This is a genomic window from Lactococcus cremoris subsp. cremoris KW2 (assembly GCF_000468955.1).
Taxonomy (GTDB): Bacteria; Bacillota; Bacilli; order Lactobacillales; family Streptococcaceae; genus Lactococcus; species Lactococcus cremoris.
Map to the genome: position 1 here is coordinate 1,609,483 of NC_022369.1, position 24,765 is coordinate 1,634,247.

The 24,765-nt window shown below is 36.3% G+C and carries 21 protein-coding genes; 3 read left to right on the top strand and 18 right to left on the bottom strand.

Annotation, left to right across the window (positions count from 1 at the left end):
* Window positions 1-23: 23 nt before the first annotated feature.
* Both KW2_RS07600 and KW2_RS07605 read right to left on the bottom strand, forming a co-directional pair.
* Window positions 24-1,256: a hydroxymethylglutaryl-CoA reductase, degradative gene (locus KW2_RS07600; protein WP_021037539.1), complete on the bottom strand. Its 1,233-nt coding sequence runs from the start codon at window positions 1,254-1,256 to the stop codon at window positions 24-26.
* A gap of 47 nt (window positions 1,257-1,303) precedes the next feature.
* Window positions 1,304-2,443, bottom strand: a complete 1,140-nt coding sequence (locus KW2_RS07605) for a thiolase family protein (protein WP_021037540.1) — start codon at window positions 2,441-2,443, stop codon at window positions 1,304-1,306.
* A gap of 304 nt (window positions 2,444-2,747) precedes the next feature.
* Here KW2_RS07605 and KW2_RS07610 point away from each other — a divergent pair, with 304 nt between their 5' ends.
* Window positions 2,748-3,902 carry a hydroxymethylglutaryl-CoA synthase gene (locus tag KW2_RS07610; RefSeq protein WP_021037541.1) on the top strand — a complete coding sequence of 385 codons (1,155 nt, stop codon included), beginning with the start codon at window positions 2,748-2,750 and terminating at the stop codon, window positions 3,900-3,902.
* 60 nt (window positions 3,903-3,962) lie between these two features.
* On the opposite strand, the gene KW2_RS07615 is transcribed toward KW2_RS07610, so the two are convergent.
* Together KW2_RS07615 and KW2_RS07620 are read right to left on the bottom strand one after the other, a co-directional pair.
* Window positions 3,963-4,670: a glucosamine-6-phosphate deaminase gene (locus KW2_RS07615; protein WP_021037542.1), complete on the bottom strand. Its 708-nt coding sequence runs from the start codon at window positions 4,668-4,670 to the stop codon at window positions 3,963-3,965.
* A 173-nt stretch (window positions 4,671-4,843) separates the two neighbouring features.
* Window positions 4,844-5,815: an alpha/beta hydrolase gene (locus KW2_RS07620; protein ID WP_041168649.1), complete on the bottom strand. Its 972-nt coding sequence runs from the start codon at window positions 5,813-5,815 to the stop codon at window positions 4,844-4,846.
* 321 nt (window positions 5,816-6,136) lie between these two features.
* On the opposite strand from KW2_RS07620, the gene queA reads away from it, so the two are divergent.
* Window positions 6,137-7,174, top strand: a complete 1,038-nt coding sequence (gene queA, locus KW2_RS07625) for a tRNA preQ1(34) S-adenosylmethionine ribosyltransferase-isomerase QueA (RefSeq protein ID WP_021037544.1) — start codon at window positions 6,137-6,139, stop codon at window positions 7,172-7,174.
* Between the two features lie 74 nt (window positions 7,175-7,248).
* On the opposite strand, the gene KW2_RS07630 is transcribed toward queA, so the two are convergent.
* The 8 genes from KW2_RS07630 to KW2_RS12135 form a co-directional block, all read right to left on the bottom strand.
* The gene (locus KW2_RS07630) at window positions 7,249-7,560 is read right to left on the bottom strand and encodes a helix-turn-helix domain-containing protein (RefSeq protein ID WP_011834872.1); all 312 of its coding nucleotides are present in this window, start codon (window positions 7,558-7,560) and stop codon (window positions 7,249-7,251) included.
* A 79-nt stretch (window positions 7,561-7,639) separates the two neighbouring features.
* Window positions 7,640-8,824: a WxLIP family cell surface protein gene (locus KW2_RS07635; protein WP_021037545.1), complete on the bottom strand. Its 1,185-nt coding sequence runs from the start codon at window positions 8,822-8,824 to the stop codon at window positions 7,640-7,642.
* Window positions 8,825-8,945: 121 nt separating this feature from the next.
* The gene (locus KW2_RS07640; protein WP_021037546.1) at window positions 8,946-13,844 is read right to left on the bottom strand and encodes a beta strand repeat-containing protein; all 4,899 of its coding nucleotides are present in this window, start codon (window positions 13,842-13,844) and stop codon (window positions 8,946-8,948) included.
* 36 nt (window positions 13,845-13,880) lie between these two features.
* Window positions 13,881-14,636 (bottom strand): WxL domain-containing protein, encoded by a 756-nt coding sequence (locus tag KW2_RS07645; protein WP_021037547.1) that lies wholly within the window; start codon window positions 14,634-14,636, stop codon window positions 13,881-13,883.
* Between the two features lie 37 nt (window positions 14,637-14,673).
* Window positions 14,674-15,432, bottom strand: coding sequence for a WxL domain-containing protein (locus KW2_RS07650; RefSeq protein ID WP_021037548.1), 759 nt, complete (start codon window positions 15,430-15,432; stop codon window positions 14,674-14,676).
* Between the two features lie 37 nt (window positions 15,433-15,469).
* The gene (locus tag KW2_RS07655) at window positions 15,470-16,261 is read right to left on the bottom strand and encodes a WxL domain-containing protein (protein WP_021037549.1); all 792 of its coding nucleotides are present in this window, start codon (window positions 16,259-16,261) and stop codon (window positions 15,470-15,472) included.
* 28 nt (window positions 16,262-16,289) lie between these two features.
* Window positions 16,290-17,135, bottom strand: a complete 846-nt coding sequence (locus KW2_RS07660; protein ID WP_021037550.1) for a WxL domain-containing protein — start codon at window positions 17,133-17,135, stop codon at window positions 16,290-16,292.
* A 60-nt stretch (window positions 17,136-17,195) separates the two neighbouring features.
* A complete protein-coding gene (locus KW2_RS12135; protein WP_021037551.1) occupies window positions 17,196-17,495 on the bottom strand; it encodes a hypothetical protein in 300 nt (99 codons plus the stop codon).
* Between the two features lie 609 nt (window positions 17,496-18,104).
* Here KW2_RS12135 and KW2_RS07670 point away from each other — a divergent pair.
* Complete coding sequence (locus KW2_RS07670; RefSeq protein WP_021037552.1) at window positions 18,105-18,707, top strand: hypothetical protein; 603 nt, start codon at window positions 18,105-18,107, stop codon at window positions 18,705-18,707.
* Between the two features lie 48 nt (window positions 18,708-18,755).
* Here the strand turns inward: KW2_RS07670 and KW2_RS07675 are convergent, their stop codons facing one another.
* The 6 genes from KW2_RS07675 to KW2_RS07700 form a co-directional block, all read right to left on the bottom strand.
* Window positions 18,756-18,926, bottom strand: coding sequence for a hypothetical protein (locus KW2_RS07675; protein ID WP_011676623.1), 171 nt, complete (start codon window positions 18,924-18,926; stop codon window positions 18,756-18,758).
* Window positions 18,927-18,953: 27 nt separating this feature from the next.
* The gene (obgE, locus tag KW2_RS07680) at window positions 18,954-20,267 is read right to left on the bottom strand and encodes a GTPase ObgE (RefSeq protein ID WP_021037553.1); all 1,314 of its coding nucleotides are present in this window, start codon (window positions 20,265-20,267) and stop codon (window positions 18,954-18,956) included.
* A gap of 148 nt (window positions 20,268-20,415) precedes the next feature.
* Window positions 20,416-21,582 (bottom strand): cell division protein FtsQ/DivIB, encoded by a 1,167-nt coding sequence (locus KW2_RS07685; RefSeq protein ID WP_021037554.1) that lies wholly within the window; start codon window positions 21,580-21,582, stop codon window positions 20,416-20,418.
* Complete coding sequence (murG, locus tag KW2_RS07690; protein ID WP_021037555.1) at window positions 21,583-22,656, bottom strand: undecaprenyldiphospho-muramoylpentapeptide beta-N-acetylglucosaminyltransferase; 1,074 nt, start codon at window positions 22,654-22,656, stop codon at window positions 21,583-21,585.
* Between the two features lie 241 nt (window positions 22,657-22,897).
* Window positions 22,898-24,247: a UDP-N-acetylmuramoyl-L-alanine--D-glutamate ligase gene (gene murD / locus KW2_RS07695; protein ID WP_021037556.1), complete on the bottom strand. Its 1,350-nt coding sequence runs from the start codon at window positions 24,245-24,247 to the stop codon at window positions 22,898-22,900.
* 168 nt (window positions 24,248-24,415) lie between these two features.
* The gene (locus KW2_RS07700) at window positions 24,416-24,757 is read right to left on the bottom strand and encodes a P-II family nitrogen regulator (RefSeq protein ID WP_011676628.1); all 342 of its coding nucleotides are present in this window, start codon (window positions 24,755-24,757) and stop codon (window positions 24,416-24,418) included.
* Window positions 24,758-24,765: the final 8 nt, after the last annotated feature.

Genomic DNA, 24,765 nt, shown 5'->3' on the forward strand with positions numbered 1-24,765 from the left:
CAAGAAAAAATCTTGACAGGCTATTATTTTCTCAAATTTTTTAGTAAATTTTGGGCTACTTCTTGATTCATCACTTTTTCTTTGCGCAATTGTTGACTTAATATCGCGATTTCATCCGCTTGTGCTCCTACACTCAAAGCCAAAGAACGAGCTTGTAGACTCATGTGTCCCTGTTGAATTCCTTCTGAAACTAGAGCACGTAAAGCGGCTAAGTTTTGAGCTAGTCCCACTGCAGCAATAACTTTTGCGAGTTCCTTAGCATCACTAATATCCAGAATCTCCATGGCTGCTTGTGCTTTTGGTAAAACCTTGACTCCCCCTCCGACAGTTGCCACTGGTAAAGGAATTTCGAGTTCACCAACCAACATTTTCTCTTGAAGTTCCCAGTTGGCTAACCCTTGGTAGGCTCCATCTTTTGCCGCATAAGCATGAATAGCAGCTGAGATGGCCCGAGTATCATTTCCTGTAGCTAAAATGACCGCATTGATACCGTTCATAATCCCTTTGTTATGGGTACTAGCACGATAAGGATCAATTTTTGAATATTGGGAAGCAGCCATAATTTTTTGACCAATTTCATATCCATCTGCTTTTTTTGAAAGGCGTTCAACCGGAATTTCACAGGTCACTTTCACTAGTGATTCAGTAGCATAATTTGATAAAATACTAAACAGAATTTTTTCATCAGGAAACCAACTCCCAAAGAGTTCAGCAATTCCTTCTAAGATTGAATTAATAATATTTGCACCCATGGCGTCTTTAACATCAACCTTGACATCAACAGATAAAAACTTTTGACTAGAGAAAATCCGACTAGAAACCTCTCTCAAACCGCCCCCTCGTTTAACGATTGACGGGTAAGAAAGTTCGGCTTGTTCAAAGATTTTTTCTTGCTTTTCAAGTATTTCATTTGCAATCTTATCTGAATTTTTAACATCATAAAATACAATTTGACCACGCATTAAACGTTCTTTAATTTCAGCTACAAAATTTCCGGCTATTTTTGCTCCATTACTTGCTGCAGCAATCACTGACGGTTCCTCTGTAACCATTGGTATTAGAAAACTTTGTTCATTAATAACAAAATTTTGGGCAATTCCCATTGGCAATTCAAATTCAGAAATTTGATTTTCTATGAGATTGTCCAAAATAGTTGTATCTAGGGCCATCTCACTTAAAATTTCTTGACTCTTTTCGGATAAGTTTAACGAATTCAATCGCTCTTGTGGCGACATTTGATAAAATTTTTTTCTCATATTTCCCAAAAATGCCCAGAAATACTGGGCAATTCCTCCATCAATTTTTAAAAGTCAGGATTTTTCAATAAAATAGCAAGCCCTAGACCACCGCCAATACAAAGACTAGCAATTCCATAACGCTTTTGTTCTCGTTTCAAAGCATATCCCAAAGTTGTCAGGATTTTGGCACCACTTGACCCAATAGCATGTCCAAGAGCAATCGCTCCTCCGTAAATATTAACTTGAGAATCTTTTAAGCCCAATTCACGATTAACAGCAATACTTGATGCAGCAAAGGCCTCATTAATTTCAAAAAGATCTATTTCTGAAAGCTGAACGCCTGAGCGTTGAACTAATTTTTGAATTGCATCAATCGGTGATACTCCCATAATTGCAGGGTCAATACCAACTTCCGCACTCTCAACTAATTCAGCTAAATAAGAAATTCCATGTTTTTCAGCGTAATCTTTAGTAGCCAAAATTAAAGCAGAGGCTCCGTCATTAACTGGTGAAGAATTCCCAGCTGTAACTGTTCCATTTTCCTTAAAGGCTGTCCGTAATGTAGCCAATTTTTCCAAGCTAGATGAAGGTCGAGGAGTTTCATCAACAGAAAGTTTCCCAAGAGCTACAATCTCGTCATTAAAAATTCCTGCTTGACTGGCTGCTACTGCCTTCTCTTGAGAATTTTGTGCGAATAGGTCTTGGTCAGCACGACTAACATCAAACTGCTCCGCAATTGTTTCTCCAATAATTCCCATTGAAATGCCAGAAAAAGCATCAATTAACCCGTCACTTAACATGCTTAATGTTTCTTCTTCAGTTTTACGATTTTTAAGAATAGGCGCATTAGACATTGATTCCGTTCCACCAGCAATAACAACTTCTGCTTCGCCCAACTGTAAAAGTTGCTTAGCTAGAATTACTGCCTTCATCCCTGAACCACAAACTTCATTAATGGTTGAAGCTGGAACACTGGTTGATAAACCACTATTAATCGCAATTTGGCGCGCAATATTTTGACCATTACCAGCTTGAAGAACATTACCAAAAATAACTTGTTCAACATCTGATTTTATATTTTTATTTTTTGACAATAAAGCTGAAACAACGTGTGTTCCGAGCTTTTCTGCCGAATACTCAGCAAGAGCACCATCATATTTTCCGACTGGTGTTCTTAAGGCGTCAATGATTACAATTTCTTTCACGAATGAACCTCCGAAAGTCATTATAGCATATTTTAAACTACTTTTGTCAAAGTATCTTTACATTAAATTGTGGAAAGATGTCTACTAAGTGACGAATTATCTGCCTTAATTTTTTCAAAGCATCTGTCATTTGTAATATCTGTTCTACAAGCTTGTTAGAGTAAACTTCCTTAGTATTTTATAGATAAAAAACATCTTAGCTAAGAATTTAACGTATTTTTATGATAAAATTAAAGCATTCCAAAGACATTTGAAAGGAGTTCCTTTCTTCTATAATATTAGTAGATAAGGAAATTTTTAAAATATGAAAGTCGGTATTGATAAACTTGGATTTTTTGTTCCCAGTACTTTTGTGGACATGAGGGATTTAGCAGAAGCTCGCAATGTTGATCCAGCAAAATTCCAGATAGGTATTGGTCAAGATGAAATGGCAGTGAATCCTGCTACTCAAGATATAATTACTTTTGCGGCTAATGCAGCAGCTAGTATTTTGACTGATGAAGATAAAGAAACGATTGACATGGTTATTGTTGGAACAGAATCAAGTCTTGATGAATCAAAAGCTTCGGCGGTTGTTGTTCATGATTTACTCGGCATCCAACCTTTTGCTAGAAGTATCGAGATGAAGGAAGCTTGTTATGCAACAACTGCTGGCCTTGCTTTGGCCCGGGACCATGTTCTTTTGAACCCCGAAGCTAAAGTTTTAGTCATCGCATCTGATATTGCTAAGTATGGTCTAAATACTGGTGGGGAACCTACTCAAGGGGCTGGAAGTGTTGCAATGCTCATCACTGCTAATCCTAAAATTATGACCTTAAATAATGATAATGTTGCTTTAACTCAAGATATCTATGATTTCTGGCGACCTTTTGGTCAAGCTTACCCTACTGTTGATGGCAAATTTTCAAATGAAACTTACATTGATGCCTTTGCTAAAATTTGGAAAGAATACAGTCACCGGACAAGTTTGCACTTTGAAGATTTTGCTGCTCTTGCTTTTCATACCCCTTACACAAAAATGGGTAAAAAAGCTTTGTTGCCAATGCTTGAAACAGAGAAACCAGCTAATGCTGAAGAACTGATGGAACAATTTGAACGTGGAATTGTTTATAATCGTCGTGTTGGTAATTTATATACTGGTTCTCTCTATTTAAGTCTAATCTCACTTTTAGAAAACTCTGATAAATTGAGCGCTGGTCAGCGTATTGGACTTTTTAGCTATGGCTCTGGTACGGTTGCGGAATTTTTCTCTGGTGAACTCGTCGAAGGTTATGAAAAGCACTTACTTAAAGTTGAACATCAATCAATGTTAGATGCAAGAAGTCGCTTGAGCATTCCTGAATACGAAACTATGTTTAACGAATATTTAGACCTAAATCACAACATTTCATTTAGTGATGATACAGCCTATTCTGTTTCAGAAGTCGTTGATAACCATCGTAAATATAAAAAAATATAAAAAAATACTGACAGCTTTTCTGTCAGTAAATTAAAAAGTCCTGATAGGACTTTTTTTATTTTATTTACTCAACAATGATACCGCAGCTTCGTCAGCAATAACAGTAACATTCGCATGGTTTTGCAAAATTGATGCTGGAAGTTCAGTAGTCACTTCACCTTCAACCATTCCTTTAATTGCTTCTGCTTTTTCTTTTCCGTAAGCCATTAAAACAATGTTTTTAGATTTCATAATTGATGCAAGCCCCATTGAAATTGCTTTACGTGGAACATCTGCTTCTGATTCAAAGAAACGAGCATTAGCTTTGATTGTGCTTTCTTGAAGGTCTACAACATGAGTTGTAATTTCAGCTGGTGTTCCAGGTTCATTAAAACCAATGTGTCCATTTTGACCAATTCCAAGAATTTGCCAATCAATTGGGTTTTCTTCAATAATTTGGTCATAATGTTTTGCTTCAGCTTCAAGGTCAGTTGCTTTACCATTTGGCAAGAAGTTTTCTTTAAATGGTTTTTCTCCAAACAAATGTTTAGTCATAAAGTAACGATATGATTGTTCATTAGAACCATCAAGCCCTACATATTCGTCCAAGTTTACTGATACCATGTTTGTAAAATCAAGGTCTGAATTAACGATTTGATTATAAAATTCTACTGGTGTTGAACCTGTCGCAAGTCCCAATGTTTTTGCACCATTGTTGATTGATTTTTTAAGAAGATCAAGTCCGATTTTTCCACCTTCAAGTTGGTTTTTTACTACGATAACTTTCATTTTTATATGCTCCATTCCTAAATTGGTATATATCAATTTTTCTACACTTTCATTATATCATAAAATAAGACCATGTCAACTAAAAATTGTCTTCAAAAATATCAAAATTAAAATAAAAAAGCTCTTTAATAAAGAACTTTTTTATTTTGCTATTTTATTGACTGATTTTATAATTATGACATATATTTTCCAACAAAATTCCAAACATGGCTCCAATATAAATCAGGATTTATTTTTTCTGATTCACCATGTCCTGCTCCGTGAACAACCAATTTTTCCTTTTCGACCTTAGCCGCATTATAGAGAGGTTCTAACATTTTAAAAGGAACAAAAGTATCCTTATCCCCATGAATAAAGAGCATTGGCGTTTTACTCTTTACTACTTGTTTAATCGCAGAAGACTTGAAGATATTATATCCCGCTCTGATTTCTGTCATAGTATTCGCAGCATAAAGGACAGGAAATTTAGGCAAGCCAAATAGTTGTTTTAGCTGATAAGTAAAAACATCTCCAGTTGAAGTATAGCCACAATCTTCCACAATGGCTTTGACATTAGAGGGAAGTTTTTCTCCTGAGGTATTCATGACAGTAGCTCCACCCATTGAAACACCTAGCAGAACAATCTCTGCTTGAGGGTCTCGTTGAGTGATTGTGTTAATCCAGAGCAGCATGTCTTTTCGGTCATCCCAACCCATACCAATATAATCTCCCTGACTTTTCCCATGGCCTCTTAAATCAGGAGTAACAACATTATAACCTTTATTATAAAAATGACGTGTCCAACTAGCCATATCACTTGATTGACCGCCATAACCATGCACAACAATCGCCCACTTATTTGTCTTTGATTTTTGAATATAATCTGCCGCATAAAGTTTCAATTTTAACTTATCAGAGGAAGTGACATAAGAGGCTGTTGGCTTAACCTGAGCCATAAAGGCTTCATTTTGCTCTTTTCTCGCTTCTTCTTTTTTAGAAAGTGGTTTTTTCTTTTTTGAATCATTATTCCCAGTCAAAAAGGATTTGCTGGTATGAGCATTAATAGCCATATCGTAAAAATAATTTCCGATTGCAAAATATCCTCCGACCAAAATCACGGATAAAACTACCAGAATCCATATAATCATCTTTTTCCTTTTTTTCATAATATTCCCTTTTATATTTATATTTTACTATTGTAATATTAAAACCTCTTTTTTGCAAATTCTTATATTCTTTAGTACTAATTTTACAATACGTCATCTTTCGTCATATAAAAAATCATAGACTTCTCAAAGCTAGTGCTTTCAAAAAATGATATAATAGTGAAGTATGCTTTCTCTTTTTATATAAAATTATTCTATGACAAACTGATAAGTTTGATGAGATAAACCTGAAAAGAAAGGCTTGAGGGAAATCTAAAATAGTTTAGCATAAAATATATTTTAGACCCTTGATAAAAGATTGGAGTAAAATAAAAACAACTTATGAATATAAATGATTTTGATTTTGATTTACCAGAAGAATTAATTGCACAAACGCCTTTGGAAAAACGCTCTGAATCACGTTTATTGATTCTCGACCCCAAAACAGAAGAACTTGAAGATAGACATTTTTATAATATTATTGATGAACTCGAGGCCGGAGATGCTTTAGTTTTAAATAATACACGTGTGCTTCCTGCTCGTTTGCACGGTGAACGTGCTGAAACGGGTGGCCATATCGAACTACTTCTGCTCAAAGATATGGGAGAAAATCGTTGGGAAACTTTAGCTAAACCTGCTCGTAAAATGAAAGTTGGCGAGGAAGTTGTTTTTGGTGACGGTCGTTTGAAAGCTGTTGTTGTTGAAATTCTCGAACACGGTGGTCGAATTGTTGAATTTAAATATGACGGAATTTTTCTCGAAATCTTGGAAAGCTTAGGAGAAATGCCATTACCACCATATATTCATGAGCAACTTGAAGACCAAGAACGTTATCAAACCGTTTTTGCTAAAGAAAATGGTTCTGCCGCAGCTCCAACTGCTGGTTTGCATTATACACCTGAACTTTTAGAAAAAATTGCTGACAAAGGGGTTAAAATCGTTGAGTTGACTCTCCACGTTGGCTTAGGAACTTTTCGTCCTGTCAGTGTAGATAATGTTGATGAACATCATATGCATAGTGAATTTTATCGTCTGACAGAGGAGGCTGCCGCCCAACTCCGAGCCGTTAAAGCCAGTGGTCATAAGATTGTCGCTTCTGGAACAACGTCAATTCGTACTTTAGAAACGATTGGTAGCAAATTTGATGGAGATATTCAAGCTGATTCTGGCTGGACTGATATTTTCATTAAACCTGGTTATGAATGGAAAGTTGTCGATGCCTTTAACACTAATTTCCACTTACCAAAATCAACTTTAGTTATGTTAGTTGCCGCTTTTGCTGGACGTGACTTCGTTCTTGAGGCTTATCAACACGCAATTGATGAAAAGTATCGCTTCTTCAGTTTTGGTGACGCCATGTTTGTTCGTCCTAAAAAATAAATAAATTCTAATTAATTTTTATAAAAAAAAGCCTCATAAGGCTTTTTTTATTTATAGTTTCTACTCAGTTTACTTTATTTAGAAGACAACAACCATTCTTGACAAATGATGCATAAATCTTTTTTCTGATAATCATTAAGACTTTCAAAAATAATTCTGGTTCCATTCTTTTTTTTGTCATTGCTTATCCCTAGCAAATACTCCGGTGTCACTCCGAAATAATGGGCCAATTCAATCAGTCGAATTCCCGAAGGTTCCACGCCGTTTTTGTAATTATGAAGCGCATTTCTAGGGTATCCTAGATCTCTTTCAACTTGATTAAAGGACTTTTTTGATAGTCTTATTAATTCTTCTAATCGTGGATAGAATAGTTGATTCTCGGCCATAAAAACCTCCTTCAATTTGTTTTGCTTTACTCAACTTTAATAAACGTAAATAATCATAATTAGAAAATCTAAGTAGATCCTAAATATCTGTCCCATCAGAATTATTATCTTTATTTATTTGTGCTCTCATAGCTTCAAGTTGAGCTTTCAATTTTTCTTTTTCTAAATCTTGCTCTTCTTCCCCAGCCTCTTCTTCCTTTTTACGTCTCTTCCATAAAACAAAGAATAAGAAGAAAAGAGCTAAAAGAATTAATAATAAGCCTAACCAGATAAGCCAATTTTCATACCAAGGAGTTTTTTTAACCGTTACATCCTTCGAATTTAATTTACTTGCTGTTTTACCAGAAACTGTAAAGTCTTTTGTAAATTTCCATTGATAATCAAATTTTTGTTCTTTTCCTTTTGAATTAACATAAGTAAACTTTCCATCATTATTTTTTTGCCCATATACTGTCATTGATAGACGATACTTACCTGCTTCAAGCTTATTTCCATCACCAATAGAAACAGGATAATCAAAATTACTATTAGGTGCCATTTGCAACATCTCTTTGTTGGCCTTATAAGATAATTTAGAATTACTTACACCTTTGACCTCTGCTTGGACATACATCTGATTTAGATATCCAGCCATTGGATTTTGCAAATTGGCATTGATTACATTTCTATAATTAACCTGACTCGGCTCTACCTTATTTAATTTCAAATCTGGTGCAACAGTATTTTTATTTTGTTGCATCAGTAAAGCTACAACATAAGCATATTTATTTTGAATACTTAATCCCTTAGAATTGGAATTTGTTTTCTCTGAGTCTTTCTCTTTAAAAGTAATTCCTCCAGCAATTACACCATTAAAAATTTCCTTTGGCATAGTAACACTCACTTTTACTTGTTGTGAAGAATTTGGTTGAAGTGATACTTCTTTTGGAATTGAGGCATGGTCTACTAGATTATACTTTAGTGTTGAATCTGCTTTAATTTTATTTGGTGAATATTCAACCACACCATTAATATTTGTTGTCGCACTTGCTATTTCTTCTTCAACCACCACTGTTTTGTCAGTAGTATTTTTCAAAGTAATCGTCAAAGTTTGCGATTGCCCTGGACTCATTTGTAAATTAAAGTATCCGTTCTCGCCAATTTGGTTTTCTGGAAGAACCGGGTTCACAGAAAAATTAAATTCATTTGCATGAACTTCTTTACTGACAGTCCCTAAAGTAAAGATAGTGGCAATGAACAGTAAAACTTTTTGATAAATTTTCATAATGTTCTCTTTCTAGAACTACATCTCTGTAGTATTTTGATTAAAATCTTATAATAAAATTAAAATAAGTCCATTATACAAAGTAGGATTAATCCCACTTTGTATAAAATGCTATAAGCAACTAATTAGAAGGTACATTATTTAAAGACCAAGTTAATTGTCCCTCGTATGTTCCCTTCTCTTGATGATCAACCGGAATATTCAATTGGATTCCTTCGTCAGAGCTTGAATTCCAGTTTTGGTTTAACTTAAATGTACCAGTAGTTGGTGAAGTATTGGCATAAATCTGTAAAGCATCACTTGTGATTACTTTACTTTCTGTACTATCCTTGAAGAAAAGATATGAAGCCAAATTATTATTATTCGTCAAACCTTTTAAATCTTGAGTTTGTGCGACACTTACATACCAAGGCTTTAGGGCAGAACCTGTCCGGGTGTCCGTAACAACCACATCACTGGCAGGACTTTTGGCCCATGAAATTAATGGTTTAGGACTTACGTCTAATGTACCAAAGTCGTAAGAATTTGGTGTAGAAAGACTTATAGATCCAAAAGTTAGATTAAGTGTAATATCTTTTGATAATCCATTGTAAGTATAAGTAACAGGACGAATATTACCATCTCCATCAATGATTGGATTATTGGCTTGTATTGTTTGCAAGGTTGTAACCAAATCTGACGGACTGCTAATCACTGGTTCTTCTATCGTTCCATCCGCTTTAAATGCTAAAGCATAAGTCCAATTACCATCCAAATCTTTTTGATCCTTTAAATTATGAGCATCATCACTTGTCATACTTGCATCATAAACATTTAGGGCTGTTTGACTATCTGATGAAATAACTGCTGCCTGTGGTAAAACAACAATGTTACTATTGGTAGAATTTTTTCCCAAAGTCCAGGTCACAGGTATTTCTGCATATGATTTATCTTTTACATTAGTATCACTAGTAGTAGGATCTTGAATCGTATTACCTGCATTATTTATTGAAGCTAACGGATTACCACTCGTCGTAATATCAGTTATTACACCCACCCCTTTTAAACCAACAATTTTTTGGAGTTGTGCTTGAGTCAACAAAGATGCATTTACTGCAGACCCTTTATTTGGCAGGATATAGTTTCCAGCACTTAGACTAGTAGTATTATCAGTAGTCACATTTTGTACAATATAGCTTCCATATGTTGCTTGATCGTTTGTACCATCTTGTTGATTTCCTACAAAGTAGTCTCTCGTACCAAAGTTACGTGTAGCACCAGTAGTCCCAGCATTGACATCAAAATTAGGATTAGTTGATGGATAATTATTTAAAACCTTTCCATCAAATGCCGTGGCTGTTCTAGATTTTATGTAATATGGTGCTTTAGCAGTAAAGCTAAAAGGAGCTGTTGTGCTATCACTATATCCCATCACATACATTACTTTGATAGAACTTGCATCAGTATCAGATGCTACCGAGGCCCACGCTTGCATCGTTTGACCAGCAACAGGATTCCCTGTTGTAATGTTAGATTTTAAATGATGCTGCCAATTTCCTGAATCTGCATCGCCAGTTGTATTATATACACGCACCTGTCCCGGAACAACATAACCAATCCAAGTTGGATTACTTGGGGTGGAGAGGGAAGACATTGTATAATCTCCTAAAAATGCATAATTCTTTGCCGAATCCACACCAGAAAAATTATTAGGCGTAATATTTGCTGCGCCAGATTTTGTTGAAGTATCTCCACCATTAAATGTCAAAATTGGGAAAGCCGATTGTGTCCCCCAATAGGCTCCATTATAGGTATTACTAATACTTGCTGGTGGATTACCGATAGGCTTCCAAAATAAATTACCCTTGTTAGTTGAAAGGTCTAAATCGGATAAATTAATCAATCCAGAAGTTTGGACATAGGGTGTAGAAAGTGTTGCATTTGGATAGGCAGTCAACTTACTCCCTGATATCACTGATGTTGATGAAGATACGGCCAATATAGAATCTTCATCCATTTCGATCGTACCATGTTTAGAATAAGTTGCAGCATGGTTTGTTGCTGTAGCATTTGTTCCGTTTAAAAGGCCACCAGATACAGTTGTATTAACCCCTGAAATCACTTTAGCAGAAGTGAAATTAACGACTTTTCCTGTAATCATAATAGGATTAGAGGCTCCACCAGATCTGTCACCAAACTGAACCATAGAAACATTACTACCAGAATTAGCATAAACAGAGGTCAAATTATCGCTTGAAGCACTGTTGTATATGCTACCCGCAATTGTAGTTCCTTCTCCAATTTTTGTAGTAACATTACGAGCTAATCCACTTGATGAAATGATTGAACGATTTGATGCATAAACATTACCAACTGTAGCACCATCAGCGTCAATTAACATATTAATAGTTCCAGCCTTAATATTTGTTGAGTTAGAACCATCTCCATAGATTGTCGCACTAGATAGTTTCGTTGCTGTACTAGCGTTCGCTTTAATAGTTAGATTAATCGTATTTTTGGCATCTGTACCACTTTGAACACCTGTTTTGTTATAACCTGGTCCTGCCGAAAGATATGTATTTTGTGACGGAAATTGAAATGTATTACCATTTGGTCCTGTCAAATCAAGTGTCAATGAGCTATTACCATAAACAACTGAATTACCTGAGTTGAAGTTACCTCCACATACTGTTTTAGGACCATCCTGACGTGGAGCATTTGAGAAATCACCACCATAGATATATACGCTAGAATCTCCACCTGTAACATTATTCCCGGCAAGGGCATAATTTCCACCTGTATTAGCAGGAATTACGCCATTATTTACTATTGTTGTCATATTTCCAGATATATATCTACCGTTCCAAGCTCCACCTGATAAGAACCAGTCCGTTTGTCCATTATTGAATTGGGCACTAGTATTTCCATATACAGTACCACCGCTCCCATACATTCCTCCTTCAAGTGTATCTGTCACAGCTCCATTATTGAAGTTATAAGAATTACCTATTTGGTTTCCTGACCAACCTGCTCCATATGTCCAACGAGCTGCAGAATTGTTTTGTATAAGGTATGAGTCACCAACTTGCCAATAATTTGAACCATTACCAGCATCGTTACCACCCCCTCCAACAATATCATTGAGATAATATGAATTGGCAATATTTGTATTATTACCATTGTAGTTCACTCCATTTGCTGCTTCAGTCGAAGCAAGAGAGCCATCCCCTTGATCACCTATTACAACAAATCCTGAACCACCGATACCAGTACGAGTTGAGGACGAACGACTACCGTCGGTTACTCCATTCTCACCACTTGTATTCCCTCCTGGTGCGGTTGAAGCATCTCCGACTTCCATAATTGTATTACCTTTGATGAAACCATATCCACCGCCAAGTACAATATTATAATCATAGCCTGCACCAACTAGTCCCGAGCGAAGCCAAGTATAAGCGTTACCGTAAAGTTTCTCTGAGGCGGAAGACTCAGCTGTTGCTGCTGCTGCTGTTGGATTAGCATCATTAGCTGTACCAGATGCAGGCATTTTTGTATTATAAAGATAATCCGCACCATAAGCACCTGCAGCCCCGCCCATAAAACTAGTACCGCTTGTACCGTATCCTGTTTTCGTATAGTTAATGACATTACCATACACAGTAACAGAATTACTATTACTTCCTCCAGCATTATTAGCTCCAGCTATTCCAGCAAAATTAGCATAGCCACCAGTAAATTTTGAGGTATCATAATCATTTACAATTGCGGAATTTGTGACCCCAGATACTCCAACAGTACCATTTTGAACACCGCCATTATACATTTCTTCGCCATTGTATGATCCCAACCCCTTAAAAGTATTGTAGATTGTACCTTTAATTGTTCCGTAACCTGCACCACCATAGTAAGTACCGTTGTAACTTGCACCAGAAATTGTAGAGTTCCAATTGTTATAAACGTTACCGTTCACAGTAACAGGATTAGCACTCGTACCAACCCCTGCTCCATACATGGATGCAATATTACCAGTAAATCCTGTTACCGAGACATTGGTGTCCCCACTAATTATCCCACCAGAAGCATTACCTCCTGTAACAGTTCCCAAGCCAGAAGCATTTATTATAGATACATGAGTATTACCTGAGATATTTCCTCCAGCGCTATTCCCGCCGTAGAAACTCATTGTTCCAGTACCAGTTGAACCTACATAAATATTGGTATCGCCCATTACGCTTGAAGTACCATCTGAACCACCATAGACCGATATACCTGTTCCTGTAAAGTTTGAACCAGGCATAAATGCAATGGGATTTCCCTGTGCATAAAAATTATCATTTACCGCTGCAACATTGACGTTACGAAAAGCAGTTGATGCACCAAAATAGTTATTGGTTGGTGTTGTAATGGTGTAATTTCCTGACGCTGCGACGTTTGGGGAACTTACTAAGCTATCTGTAGTATTCGCAATAATCGTAATGGATTTTACTTTACCATTCAAACTAGCAAAAGTTCCGCCAGTTGTTGTATTGGACATCGTGGTTGAACTAAGTGTAACGTTACCTCCGATGAAAAGTACAAAGTCACTTGAGCTATCCGCATTGGAATAAATATATTGTAATGCAGTTTGTACATTAGAATCGGTTACACTTGTATAATTTTGGACAGGAACACCATTTTTTATAACTTCAATCTGCCCTGCAGTAATCCCCGTTAAACCAGCTATACTACTTTGATATCCAAAGCTGGTTCCGTTGGTCGCCTCTGTTGGCAATTTCATATTTAAAGCTGGACGACTAGGTTGTGGGATTGTAGTCCCTTCAAAATCAACACTACCAGTTGGAACAACGCTTTTAAGCATGGAACTCATGTGAGTATTAGACGTTGTCGCTCCTACTTCTTGAGGTGATAACATCTTCCCAAGAGATGTTGGCGTAACACGTCCGCTATTAAAATCTTGAGGAATCGTCCCCAGGTTCATAGATGGGACCAATGCTAGCAACATTATAAAAGTCACAAGTTTAAATTTATATTTTCTTTGCATGAAATCTCCCTTGCTTGTTTTTCACCACTAACAATATTAATTAGATGGTGTATCGTCAAGTGTCCAGGTTAAATCTGCTGTATACTTGGCTGCACCTGCAACGCCTGCCGGAACAGAAAGTTTGATGGCTGTGTCTTTTGTAGCTCCATCTTTCCCACCAAAGTCAAGCAAACTATTACCAGAGCCGTGACCAGCCGTTGCTCCCAATATTGTTGTCGATTGTACTCCAGGTGTCAAAACTGTAGTAGCTGAAGAAATATCTGCTGGGTTTGCTGTACCAGCTCCTTGAATCTCAGCATCACCTAGAGTCACTGTTGCTCCTGTTAATGTACCATGACCATTCGCTACTAAATTGCTATCTGCTGTGGTGAAATCGGTCATTTGAACTTTTAAATTCCAACCTGAGAAAGTCCCACGATTATCTGCAACTTGAACATAGTTGGTACGTGTTGTATTATCATCTAATTTTTGTGCAGCAGCGTTGTAAACTTCTGCTTTATTGCTTACAGGGTGACTTCCAAAATCAAAACTTGAGGCATAGACAATAGTCAAACCACTATCAGGCATCGTTGGTCCTACCGGATTAACGCCATCCGGCTCAGTTGGTTTTACTGGAACGGTTGGGTCTTGGGGGTCAACTGGACCTGTGGTATCTGTTCCGGCGGTAAAAGTCACCTCTCCCTGCGTGCCATATGATTGCGTTGTAGCTGCACTGGCAAGTTGTGGAGTTACTGATGCTGCTAATAGCCCTAAAGTTGCTAGAGAGATATATTTTGTTACTGATTTAGACATATAATGTCCTCTTTTCTATAATAATGTGTGTTACAAATTAATTTGGTGCGTTTGTCGGTAAATCAGACAATATCCAATTTAAAGTTGTAGTGTAAGCAGTCGCATCCTTGGGGGTATCTCCAGGAACAAATAATAAAACTGCTGTTGTTAAGCCATCTTCAGTGACCATTGAATCGTTTCCCCACCGAATTACCCAAGTTCCAACTCCTTCGCCAGTTGAGGCAAGAGCTACTTGAGTTTCAACACCGGGAATAAGTCCCGAAATTGTTTGTGTTTTGGGAGATTTTTCATTAGTAAAAGAAGCTGTTTCTGAACTTTTTAAATTAATCGTTGCTCCTTTAAGTACTTTGTACTTCTGAGGGCCTGAGTCAATTTGAGTAAATTGTGTTTTCTCGACTACTTTTAAGTTCCAACCGGCAAATGTTCCTCGACGATCGGTTATTTGAACATAATTCGGTGTTAAAACTTCAGAATCAAAATACTTTTGGGCTTTAGCTAAATATGTTTGATCTTTATTAGAAATTTTATGATTTCCAAAGTCAAAACTTGAAGCAAAATCAATTGTCAGTGAGCCATTCCCCCCTGGATTAGGCTTTGAACCATCTGGATTTTGTGGAAATACAGGTAAGGTTGGATCAGGTTTGTTAGGATTAACAGGGGGTTGAATTCCGCTACCTGGACCAAAACCAACTATTCCTTGCGAATTATAGCTTTGAACTTCTGCTGCATTAACTCGAATTTCCAATCCTAATGTCATTAAGATGAGAGGTATACTTAACCATCTTATTTTTTTCACAGTACCCTCCTTTTCATAGTTTAGAAATTATAGACATTTAATTTCCTGGGGTATTCGTTAAGGACCAAATTAATTGTGTCGTATATGAGGTCGCTTTATTTGTACCAGCAATAACTTTAAGACTGATTGGTGATGCTGTAGAAACTGCTTCATTACCCAGATGCGCTCCACCATTTTCTTGGTAATCTGCATTAGCTCCTAGACCATATACCCAAGTTCCCATCCCTTGATTTGGACCAGCTCCTAAAATTTTGCTAGCAGCTGTACTAACAACAAAATTAGTGGTATTGATATAACCGGGTTTTGCAGTAGTGGTTCCATCGGTATAACCTTTACCAAAAGATAGTTCTGCTCCAGTTAGCTTGTCTCCTGAAGCATTTTGAAATTGATCGGATTCTGCAACAGTCAAGGTCCATCCAGCCCAGGTTCCGCGTGTATCAGTAACTTGAACATAATTAGGACGTGTCGTATCAACTGCACTTCCATCTTTATCTTTGCTAATCCACTGGGCATGAGCATAGTATGTGGCATCATTTGAAGAAATTTTTTGTGTTCCAAAACTTAGACTTGAAGCAAAATCGATTGAAAGTGCTCCTCCTGTTCCAGGTGTTGGGTCGGTACCATCAGGATTTGTTGGTCCTACAGGGACAGAGGGGTCTAAAGGATCAACGGGGTTAATTCCAGTATTATCTCCTTCAGCAAAGTTAACATAACCATTTGATGTATAATCTCCCCCAGTGCTTGCGGCATCAGCTTCACTGACAATTATTGGTCCCACGATTAATGCAGTAGTTAGCAGTACCGTTGATTTCAATAAAATTTTATTCATTTATTCTCTCCTTTTATCAAAATCAAACTTATGGTACTGGTGTAACCGCAGATGTATTTCCGTCCCAATCATTTCCTGGAACGGCTTGTAAGCTCCAATACAAATCTGTAGTATATGGTGCTGCCTTCTCAATCAAACCTGCAGGAACAGCCAAACTAATTGCTGATTTTGTTGCCACTTTAGTATGATCTGTGGTATTGGCTGTATCAACTGAACTTGCATCATAAGCATCTACATCGCCAAAATTATATAACCAAGTTCCAGCTCCTTCATTTTTTGCAGCTGAAACTAGTTTTGTTGCTACTCCTGGTGTAAGCGCTCCTGAAGCTACAACGTCACTTGGTTTCCCAGCAGTAATGCCGTTTCCTCCAAGAAGAGTGCCACCGGTAAAGCTAATTTGTGCACCACTAAGTGCATATCCAGGATCTGTTGATGTTCCAGTAGTCATATGAAGATCTGAAGCCTGTGTTAAACTTAATGTCCAACCTGATAGCTCTCCTGATTGGTCTGTTACTTGAGCGTAGTTAGGCACTACTTTTACAGCGTTAGATTGATCTTTTACCATATCAGGATGTGCATAATAAGTTTTAGATTGAGTGGAAATTGATTGGGTTCCGAAGTAAAGTGTAGATCCATAATCGACAGTAAGATTTCCAGAAGCACCTGGAGTACCAGGATCTACTGGTGTTACAGGATTAGTTGGATCTGTTGGATCAAGAGGGTCGACTGGACCAGTTCCTGCTTGTAAAGTCAGATTTGCACTTGAAGTGTAATCCCCGCCTGTAGTCGCCGCACTAGCAGTTGTGATTATCATAGGTGCAGAGATCAGTATGCCTGCAAGAAGTGTTGTTGATTTTAAAATTAGTTTATCCATTAAGTTTCTCCATTTGTTTTATCCTTAAAAAAGGTGCAGTAATTGACGATTATTTATTTTCTATAAAGTTAACCTCCCTCTTTCTTTTTTATAAACTATTATGCTTGCCAAAATTAATAAGCCAACATAACTAGTTAGCATTGATGAGAATTCCATATCTCCTGTTTTCGGGAGTATGGTCTGAGTAATTGGAAGGCCTTTTTTAGGATTTTCTTGACTACTTGATTCTGGATTTATCCAATTTCCCGTAAATCCGACTTGACCTTTTGTATCATAACTTGTTGTATCTGCTGAACTCTTGTTCGCCAATAAAATCGACGATGAGAATAGCAATAAGATAATTAATACGAATTTTTTCAATATTCTTCCCTTTCTTAATCTTTACATTTACACACTTTTATCCTTGTAATCAATAAAAAGCCTCTCTTTCTCTCTATTTTCTAATGTAATTTTCAGAAAAACTTCAATTTTTCTGAAAATTTTTCATTATATTGCAATATTTTTGCTTTATTTTAGGTCTTGATTTGTGTAGGTAATTGAGCAATGTGTAATTTTACAGATATATTTATTAATAATTGTGTAGTTAATCTTGTACAAAATAATTTATTATTATATAATATACTTGTATGTATCTAATTTTTTTAGTTACAAAATAATTCTACAGTGAAAATTGGATAAGTTATCTTGTATTCTTTCCGAAAAATTGAAGTTTTTCGGAAAGAACCTTGGTAATAAATCGTATTTTATGCTATTTTTTCTAATCAATCTTTATATTTACTAAAAAAACAATTTATTACTTTATAAATTGTTTTTTTTGTATCATTTAATTGTGTGTAGATATGAAAAAAAATAGTATAAAATTTACCAAAAGTGATACAATGATAAGAAACATTTGCAAATTTAACACCTCTTCTGTCAGTAAAATTTACCCAAAACCTTACTGACAGAAATTTTTAAGGAATTTATACCATGAGTTTTATCAATATTGTCATGTTACCTGATTTTATCAGCGTCATCTCCGATGGACAAATTACGACCAATGAACTTCTGACGCAAAGTCATTTTAAAAAATTTGAAAGTAATCCGAATGGTTTTGTTGTTGGAATTACAGGATTTGAATTAATCACTAATAATATTCGAAAAAAATTCTATTATCAGCCAAATTTATCTTTTGAGGATGCTGAGCTTTTACTTAGAAATGAACTCGAAAAATATAAAAATAAACAAGTGATTTTTGGTCAGAATATCTCATTTAATGCAATGATTGCTGGGTTTCCTCTGGCAGCTCCGTTTCTGCCAAGAGCAATCAGTTTTCACGTTGAAAATCAAACGATTTCTGAACAAAATTATGAAAAATCAGCAGTTCTTTCTCTAGTTCCTGACGATATCAATTTTAATCCTAATCAAATTATCACTGATAATCTTCATAAGACGAATAATATCAGCCCAGTTTTCCAAATTCAAACTCTTCAACGTAATGCACTCTATAAAGTTGCTGACCAATCTAAAACGGTCAATAAAGTCATTTTTCAGGAAATAATTCAAGCCAAAACTACTGACAGAAGACAATAATCTCTCTGTCAGTAAAACTATAAATTTCGTCAATAAAAAAAGACTGAATTAATCAGTCTTTTTTTCATCATTTTTCTGTTGATTAGCCTTTGATAAAGTCAATTTACCGTGAGGATTGTATTTTTTTAATAAGTCATCAATCCGTTCATCTGTCCAATAATCGGCTGAGGCAATAAAATTTCCGTCTTTGTCACGGTCACCAATAATTTTAAATCCCATTTTTAATCTCCGAAAATATTGATATTTTTAGTCTACAAATTCAAATTCAAATTTTTGAATTCGTACATAATCTCCGTCTTTGGCACCCATTGAGCGAAGTGTTTCATCGACACCGAAGGCACGCATTTGCCGAGCGAATTTCATTACTGATTCATCATGGTCAAAGTTTGTCATGATAAAGAGTTTTTCAATTTTCTCACCAGATAAACGCCATCCACCATCATCATCGCGTGAAACTTTGAATGGTTTTTCTTCGTCTTCAAAGCCATAGTAAGCTACTTCATCACCCAAGGCATCTTCATCATAAAGTAAGAATTCTGGTGTTTGAGCAAGTAATTCACTCGTACGAGCTAACAAGCCTTGTAATCCTGTTTTAGTCAACCCAGATACTTCAAAAATTTCAGGCATTTCTTGATCTGCTTCTAAATCAGCAGCTAATTTTTCTTTAAATTCGGCCAAACGTTCTGCTGCTTCTGGCATATCCATCTTATTGGCAACAATAAGTTGTGGACGTTCCATCAAGCGGAGATTGTAAGATTCCAATTCATCATTGATTGTTTTGTAATCTTCATAAGGGTCACGTCCCTCAAGTTCAGACATGTCAAGAATATGAAGAAGGACACGTGTCCGTTCAATATGACGCAAAAATTGAATTCCAAGTCCTGCACCAGAGTGTGCTCCTTCAATTAATCCTGGCATATCCGCCATAACAAAACTATCGCCATAACCGACTTGAACCATCCCAATATTTGGTGTAATTGTTGTGAAATGGTAAGCTCCAATTTTAGGACGAGCATTTGAAACTACTGACAGCAAAGTAGATTTCCCAACTGATGGGAATCCAACTAAACCAACATCTGCTAAAACACGAAGTTCCAAAAGTAGAATCTTATCTTCTCCAGGTTCTCCATTTTCTGCCACTTCTGGCGCTGGATTACGTGGTGTAGCAAAGCGAATATTTCCACGACCACCGCGGCCACCTTTAGCAACCACAAATTCTTGATTTTTTTCAATCAAATCGACTAAAACATCGCCAGTTTCATTATCTTTAACAGTTGTCCCTTGAGGAACATGAACAATTAAATCTTCGGCTCCACGACCGTGCATCCCTTTGTTCATCCCTTTTTCACCGGGTTTCCCACGGAAGATGCGGTTGTATCGGAAATCCATCAAAGTTGACATTCCTTCATCAACTTTAAAGATTACAGAACCCCCTTTACCTCCATCACCACCGGCAGGACCGCCATCTGGTACATATTTTTCACGACGAAAAGCAACTGCGCCATCGCCACCTTTACCAGCTTTTACTTCAATTCGTGCTGTATCTAAAAATAAAGACATACAGTTTCTCCTCTAAATTTTCTTTAAATATTTTATATATTATTTTTCCACAAAAATGCGTGCTATTCATTATAGCATTTTATCCAGCTTTTTTATAGCTTGCCCTATGCTAAAAAAGTGACAATCCTAAATTATCACTTTTTTACTTTTAATTTGAACTTGTCGTTGTACTTTGAGCAGTACTCTCTCCGCTTGTTTCAGCCTTTTTAGCATTTTGAGCCGAAATAGAAGCCGACTTAGAAGTGGATAATTGAGAAAGATAAGCATCATAGGCCGCTTTAGGTTTCGTATAAATTCCCGCTTCCATATCCACTACTTGTGGAGCCTGAACTTGTTTAGCAATGCTTGGATAATAAGGAAGTCGATCAGCCATTTGACTGAGAGAGACACGAACCTGATTTCCATCACTCATATCAATTGCGATAAAATCTTTGGTCGCATCTGTAGGAGTTTTCGTTACATTCGTCATCAAAGCTTTGATAGCTGGTTTAAGAGTTTCATAGGCTTTGACAAAAGTCTGGACTTCCTCATCAGTAAAATCTTGTAAAACTGGCAATTTTTCAAGTTTGCTGGCATCAACCGGTGTCTTAATCACATAGCCATTATTTAAGACAAGATAAGTTTGATTATTCCTTTTGACATAAACACTATTGGTATGTTCTTGAACAACCGCCTCAAATCGATTTGGAAAATGATAGTTAATCGTGACAGTAGAAATTCGAGGAAATTTTTGTTCAATTGTTGACTCAATTTTCGCCTTATTATTAAGAATTTTAAAAATACTATCACTTGTCTTAATTTCTGAAGCGAGGGCTACTTGTTCTGAACTTTCATTTTTATTCCCTGACACGTTAAAAGTTGATATTTTACTCAAAGGTGAAATCAAATAGAGGGAGCCCAAAAAGACCAGAATAACAACCAATAAAGCCGGCCACATTTTCTTTAAAAGTGGAGCTGAGCCTTCAAACAACTTTGAAAATCTAGCTTTTTTTGGCTTCTCTTCTTCTTCGACTTCTTGAGAAAGAGAATCTAGTTGAGCAACAATTTGTTCATTTTCAGTTGAATATTCGCTTGATTGGCTTTCTTCTTGGTTTACTTCCAAGTTTTCATCTAACAACTCAGCTGACTCAGCTTGACCTTCAGTGTCATCAAAGTTTTTTTCAGTTTTTGGAAGACTTTTAAGAAAAGGAGAGCTCAAGCGAGCCTTTTTAGGCTGATTTGCTTTCTTTTCTTTTTTAGCTTCTTCAGCTTTTCTTTTCTGATATTCAAGATGTTTTTGCTGCCAAGGGGTTAAGTTATTATCTTTTTCACTCATTTAGTTACTAATCTCTTTCACTAGATTGTAAAGGCGTTGGCTAGCATCTGGAACGCCTGCTTTTAGACTAGCTCTTTGCATTTCTTGATATTTTTCTGTGTTTTCAAGAATATCTGAAATCGCTTCGACTAAACTTTGACCATTCAATTCTTCATCTTTTACAATAATTGCTGCTCCTTGATCAACGTATTCTTGAGCATTTTTAGTTTGTTGGTCTGCTGTGACATTTGGACTAGGAACATAAACCGCTGGTAAACCTAAAGCTGTCACTTCCGCGATTGTTGTTGAGCCAGAACGCCCTAAAAAAAGTTGACTTTTTGCTAAAAGTTCAGTCATATTATTGATGTAAGGTCGAATATCTAAATTTGGATTTTCTTTATATTGATCAAAAGTTTCTTTGTAATCATCATAATAAATCTCACCTGAAGCATAAACTGTTTTGAATGAACGTTTAGCCAATTCAGGCAGGGCTTCAATAAAAGCATTATTAAGTTTTAAAGCTCCACGAGAACCCCCAAAAATCACTACTGTTGGTTGTTCAAACTTTTCAACTTGAGCAGCTGCATCAGCAACTTCTTGAGCTCTTGGATTTCCTGTGAAACTTGTTTTTTCACTAGGAAAATATTGCTCCGCTGCATGGAAACCTACGGCAATTCGGTCAACTTTTTTGGCAAGAAAACGATTGGTAATTCCTGGAAATGAGTTTCCTTCATGAATAATTGTTGGAATTTTCAATTGTGCCGCTGCAAAAACGACTGGTCCTGCCACATATCCACCAGTTCCTAACACAACATCTGGCTTAAAATCCTTCATAATTTTTTTAGCATCTGATACTGATTTAAAAAATTTAAAGGCAGTTTTTATATTTTGTGGACTTAATGAACGTCTTAGCCCTTGAATATCAACTGTTTTCAATTGAATTCCTGCTCGTGGAACAATTTTAGATTCTAAACCTTTTTTAGTTCCAATATAAAGGACCTCTGTATCTGGTTCCTCTTGTTTTAAATATTTCAGGAAAGCTAGGGCTGGGTAAATATGACCGCCTGTGCCGCCACCTGTAATGATAATTCGCATATTTATTCTTCTCCAATGGTTTGGGGATTTGCTGATAGATCTAAACTTTTTGAGCTTTAACCGCTATCTTCTTCACTCAAATCAATAAATCGAAAAAAGTGGACGACAACGAAATAAATAACCTACGAGTTAGACCTAATAATTGTCAGTAAAATGAACTTGTTTATATTAATCTGTCAGTAAATTGAGTATTCAAATTAGTCCCAATTATAATTGTCAGTAATTTATTCTATCATATTTTTTATTTTAAGCTCTCAAAAGCCTCGATAAATAAATCGCCTCGTTCTTCAAAGGTTTTATATTGATCCCAACTTGCACAAGCTGGGCTAAGTAAAATGGTATCACCAACTTGCGTTTGAGGCATGATTTCTTTAAGAGCAGTTGCAACATTTTGACTAGCAAACACAGGAATATTCAATTTTTCAGCCGTCAACCGCAATTTATCCGCAGTTTGTCCAAAGACAACCATTCCTTTTAAGTCTTCTAAATCTTTTTCTAAATCTTCAAAGCCATTGCCTCGGTCAAGTCCACCAGCTAAAAGCCAAAGTTTACTGTTGTCAAATCCTGACAAGGCTTTTTGAGTAGCCAAAATATTAGTTGCTTTACTGTCATTATAGACTTTTCGTCCATCAATTTCACCTAGATATTGCAACCGATGTTTTACACCTGCAAAACTTGTCAGTACTTCAACAATTGCTTCATTTTCTGCTCCACGTAATTTTGCAGCGACAATTGCCGCCAAAGCATTTTCTAAATTATGATCCCCAGGAAGTGAAAGCTCAGAAGCTTCCATGATAAATTCATCTTTAAAATAAATTTTCCCTTCATTAACATAAGCACCTGAAACTTTTTCTTTAGTTGAAAAAGCAAGGACCGTTGCCTTTGTTTTATCTGCTAATTTACGGCATTTTTCTTGGTTAAAATTGAGAATTAGGAAATCATCTGCTGTCATATTTTCTTGAATCCGCCATTTAGCAGCTTCATATGCTTCTTGTGAACCATGGTAGTCCAAATGAGCAGAAAAAAGATTTGTAATTAAAGCAATTTTAGGTCTGAAAGTATCAATTCCCATCAATTGGAAACTTGAAAGTTCCATCACTAATGTGTCAGTAGCTTGAGCTTTTTGGGCAACTTCTGACGCTGGAAAACCAATATTACCTGATAACTTAGCAGATTGACCATCAGCATTTAAAATATCAGCAATTAATGTCGTTGTTGTCGTTTTACCATTTGTTCCTGTGATGCCAATAATTGGTGCCTCACTCACTAAATATGCAAGTTCAACCTCAGTAATCACTGGAATTTTTAGAGCTTCTGCTCGCTCAACCATAGGATTATCATAACGAATTCCTGGATTTTTAACCATCAGTGCAAAATCTTCGTCCAACAAATCAATTGGGTGACTTCCTGTGATGACTTTAATCCCTTCTTCTAATAGCACTTGAGCTTCTTTATTTTCTTCAAAAGGTTTGCCATCATTAACTGTAACAATCGCTCCCAACTCATTGAGCACAAGAGCAGCAGCCATTCCAGAACGGGCAAGTCCAAGAACTAAGATTTTTTGATCTTTAAATTTCGTTATTTTTTTCATTTTCTATTCCTTTTTAAGTTGTCAGTAAAATATTTCACTGATGACTTTATCTAATCTATTTTACCCCTAATCAGCCTTTTTTTCAACAGTCATAATTACTGACAGCACTATCAATAATTTTTCAAAGAAAACAAAAAAAGGCTGACCCATTTGTCAGCCCATGTTTACTTACAATGCTTGGGCATCTTCTTCTGATGTCCGAATACGAATCACACGTTCTACTGGTTGAATGAAAATCTTTCCATCTCCCACTTCACCAGTTCGCACTGCTTTAGTGATTACATTAACAATTTGATCAACTTTCTCATCAATTGAGACAATTTCTATTTTTATTTTAGAAAGTAAAGTTGTTTCAATTCGCTGACCACGAACATATTCCGCAAAACCTTTTTGTTCACCATAGCCAAGAACTTGCGAAACAGTCATTCCATGTACCAAGCCATTGTCTGATAGAGCTTTTTTCAAATCTTCTAATTTATCCGTTCGAATAATCGCTTCAATTTTTTTCATATTTTTTC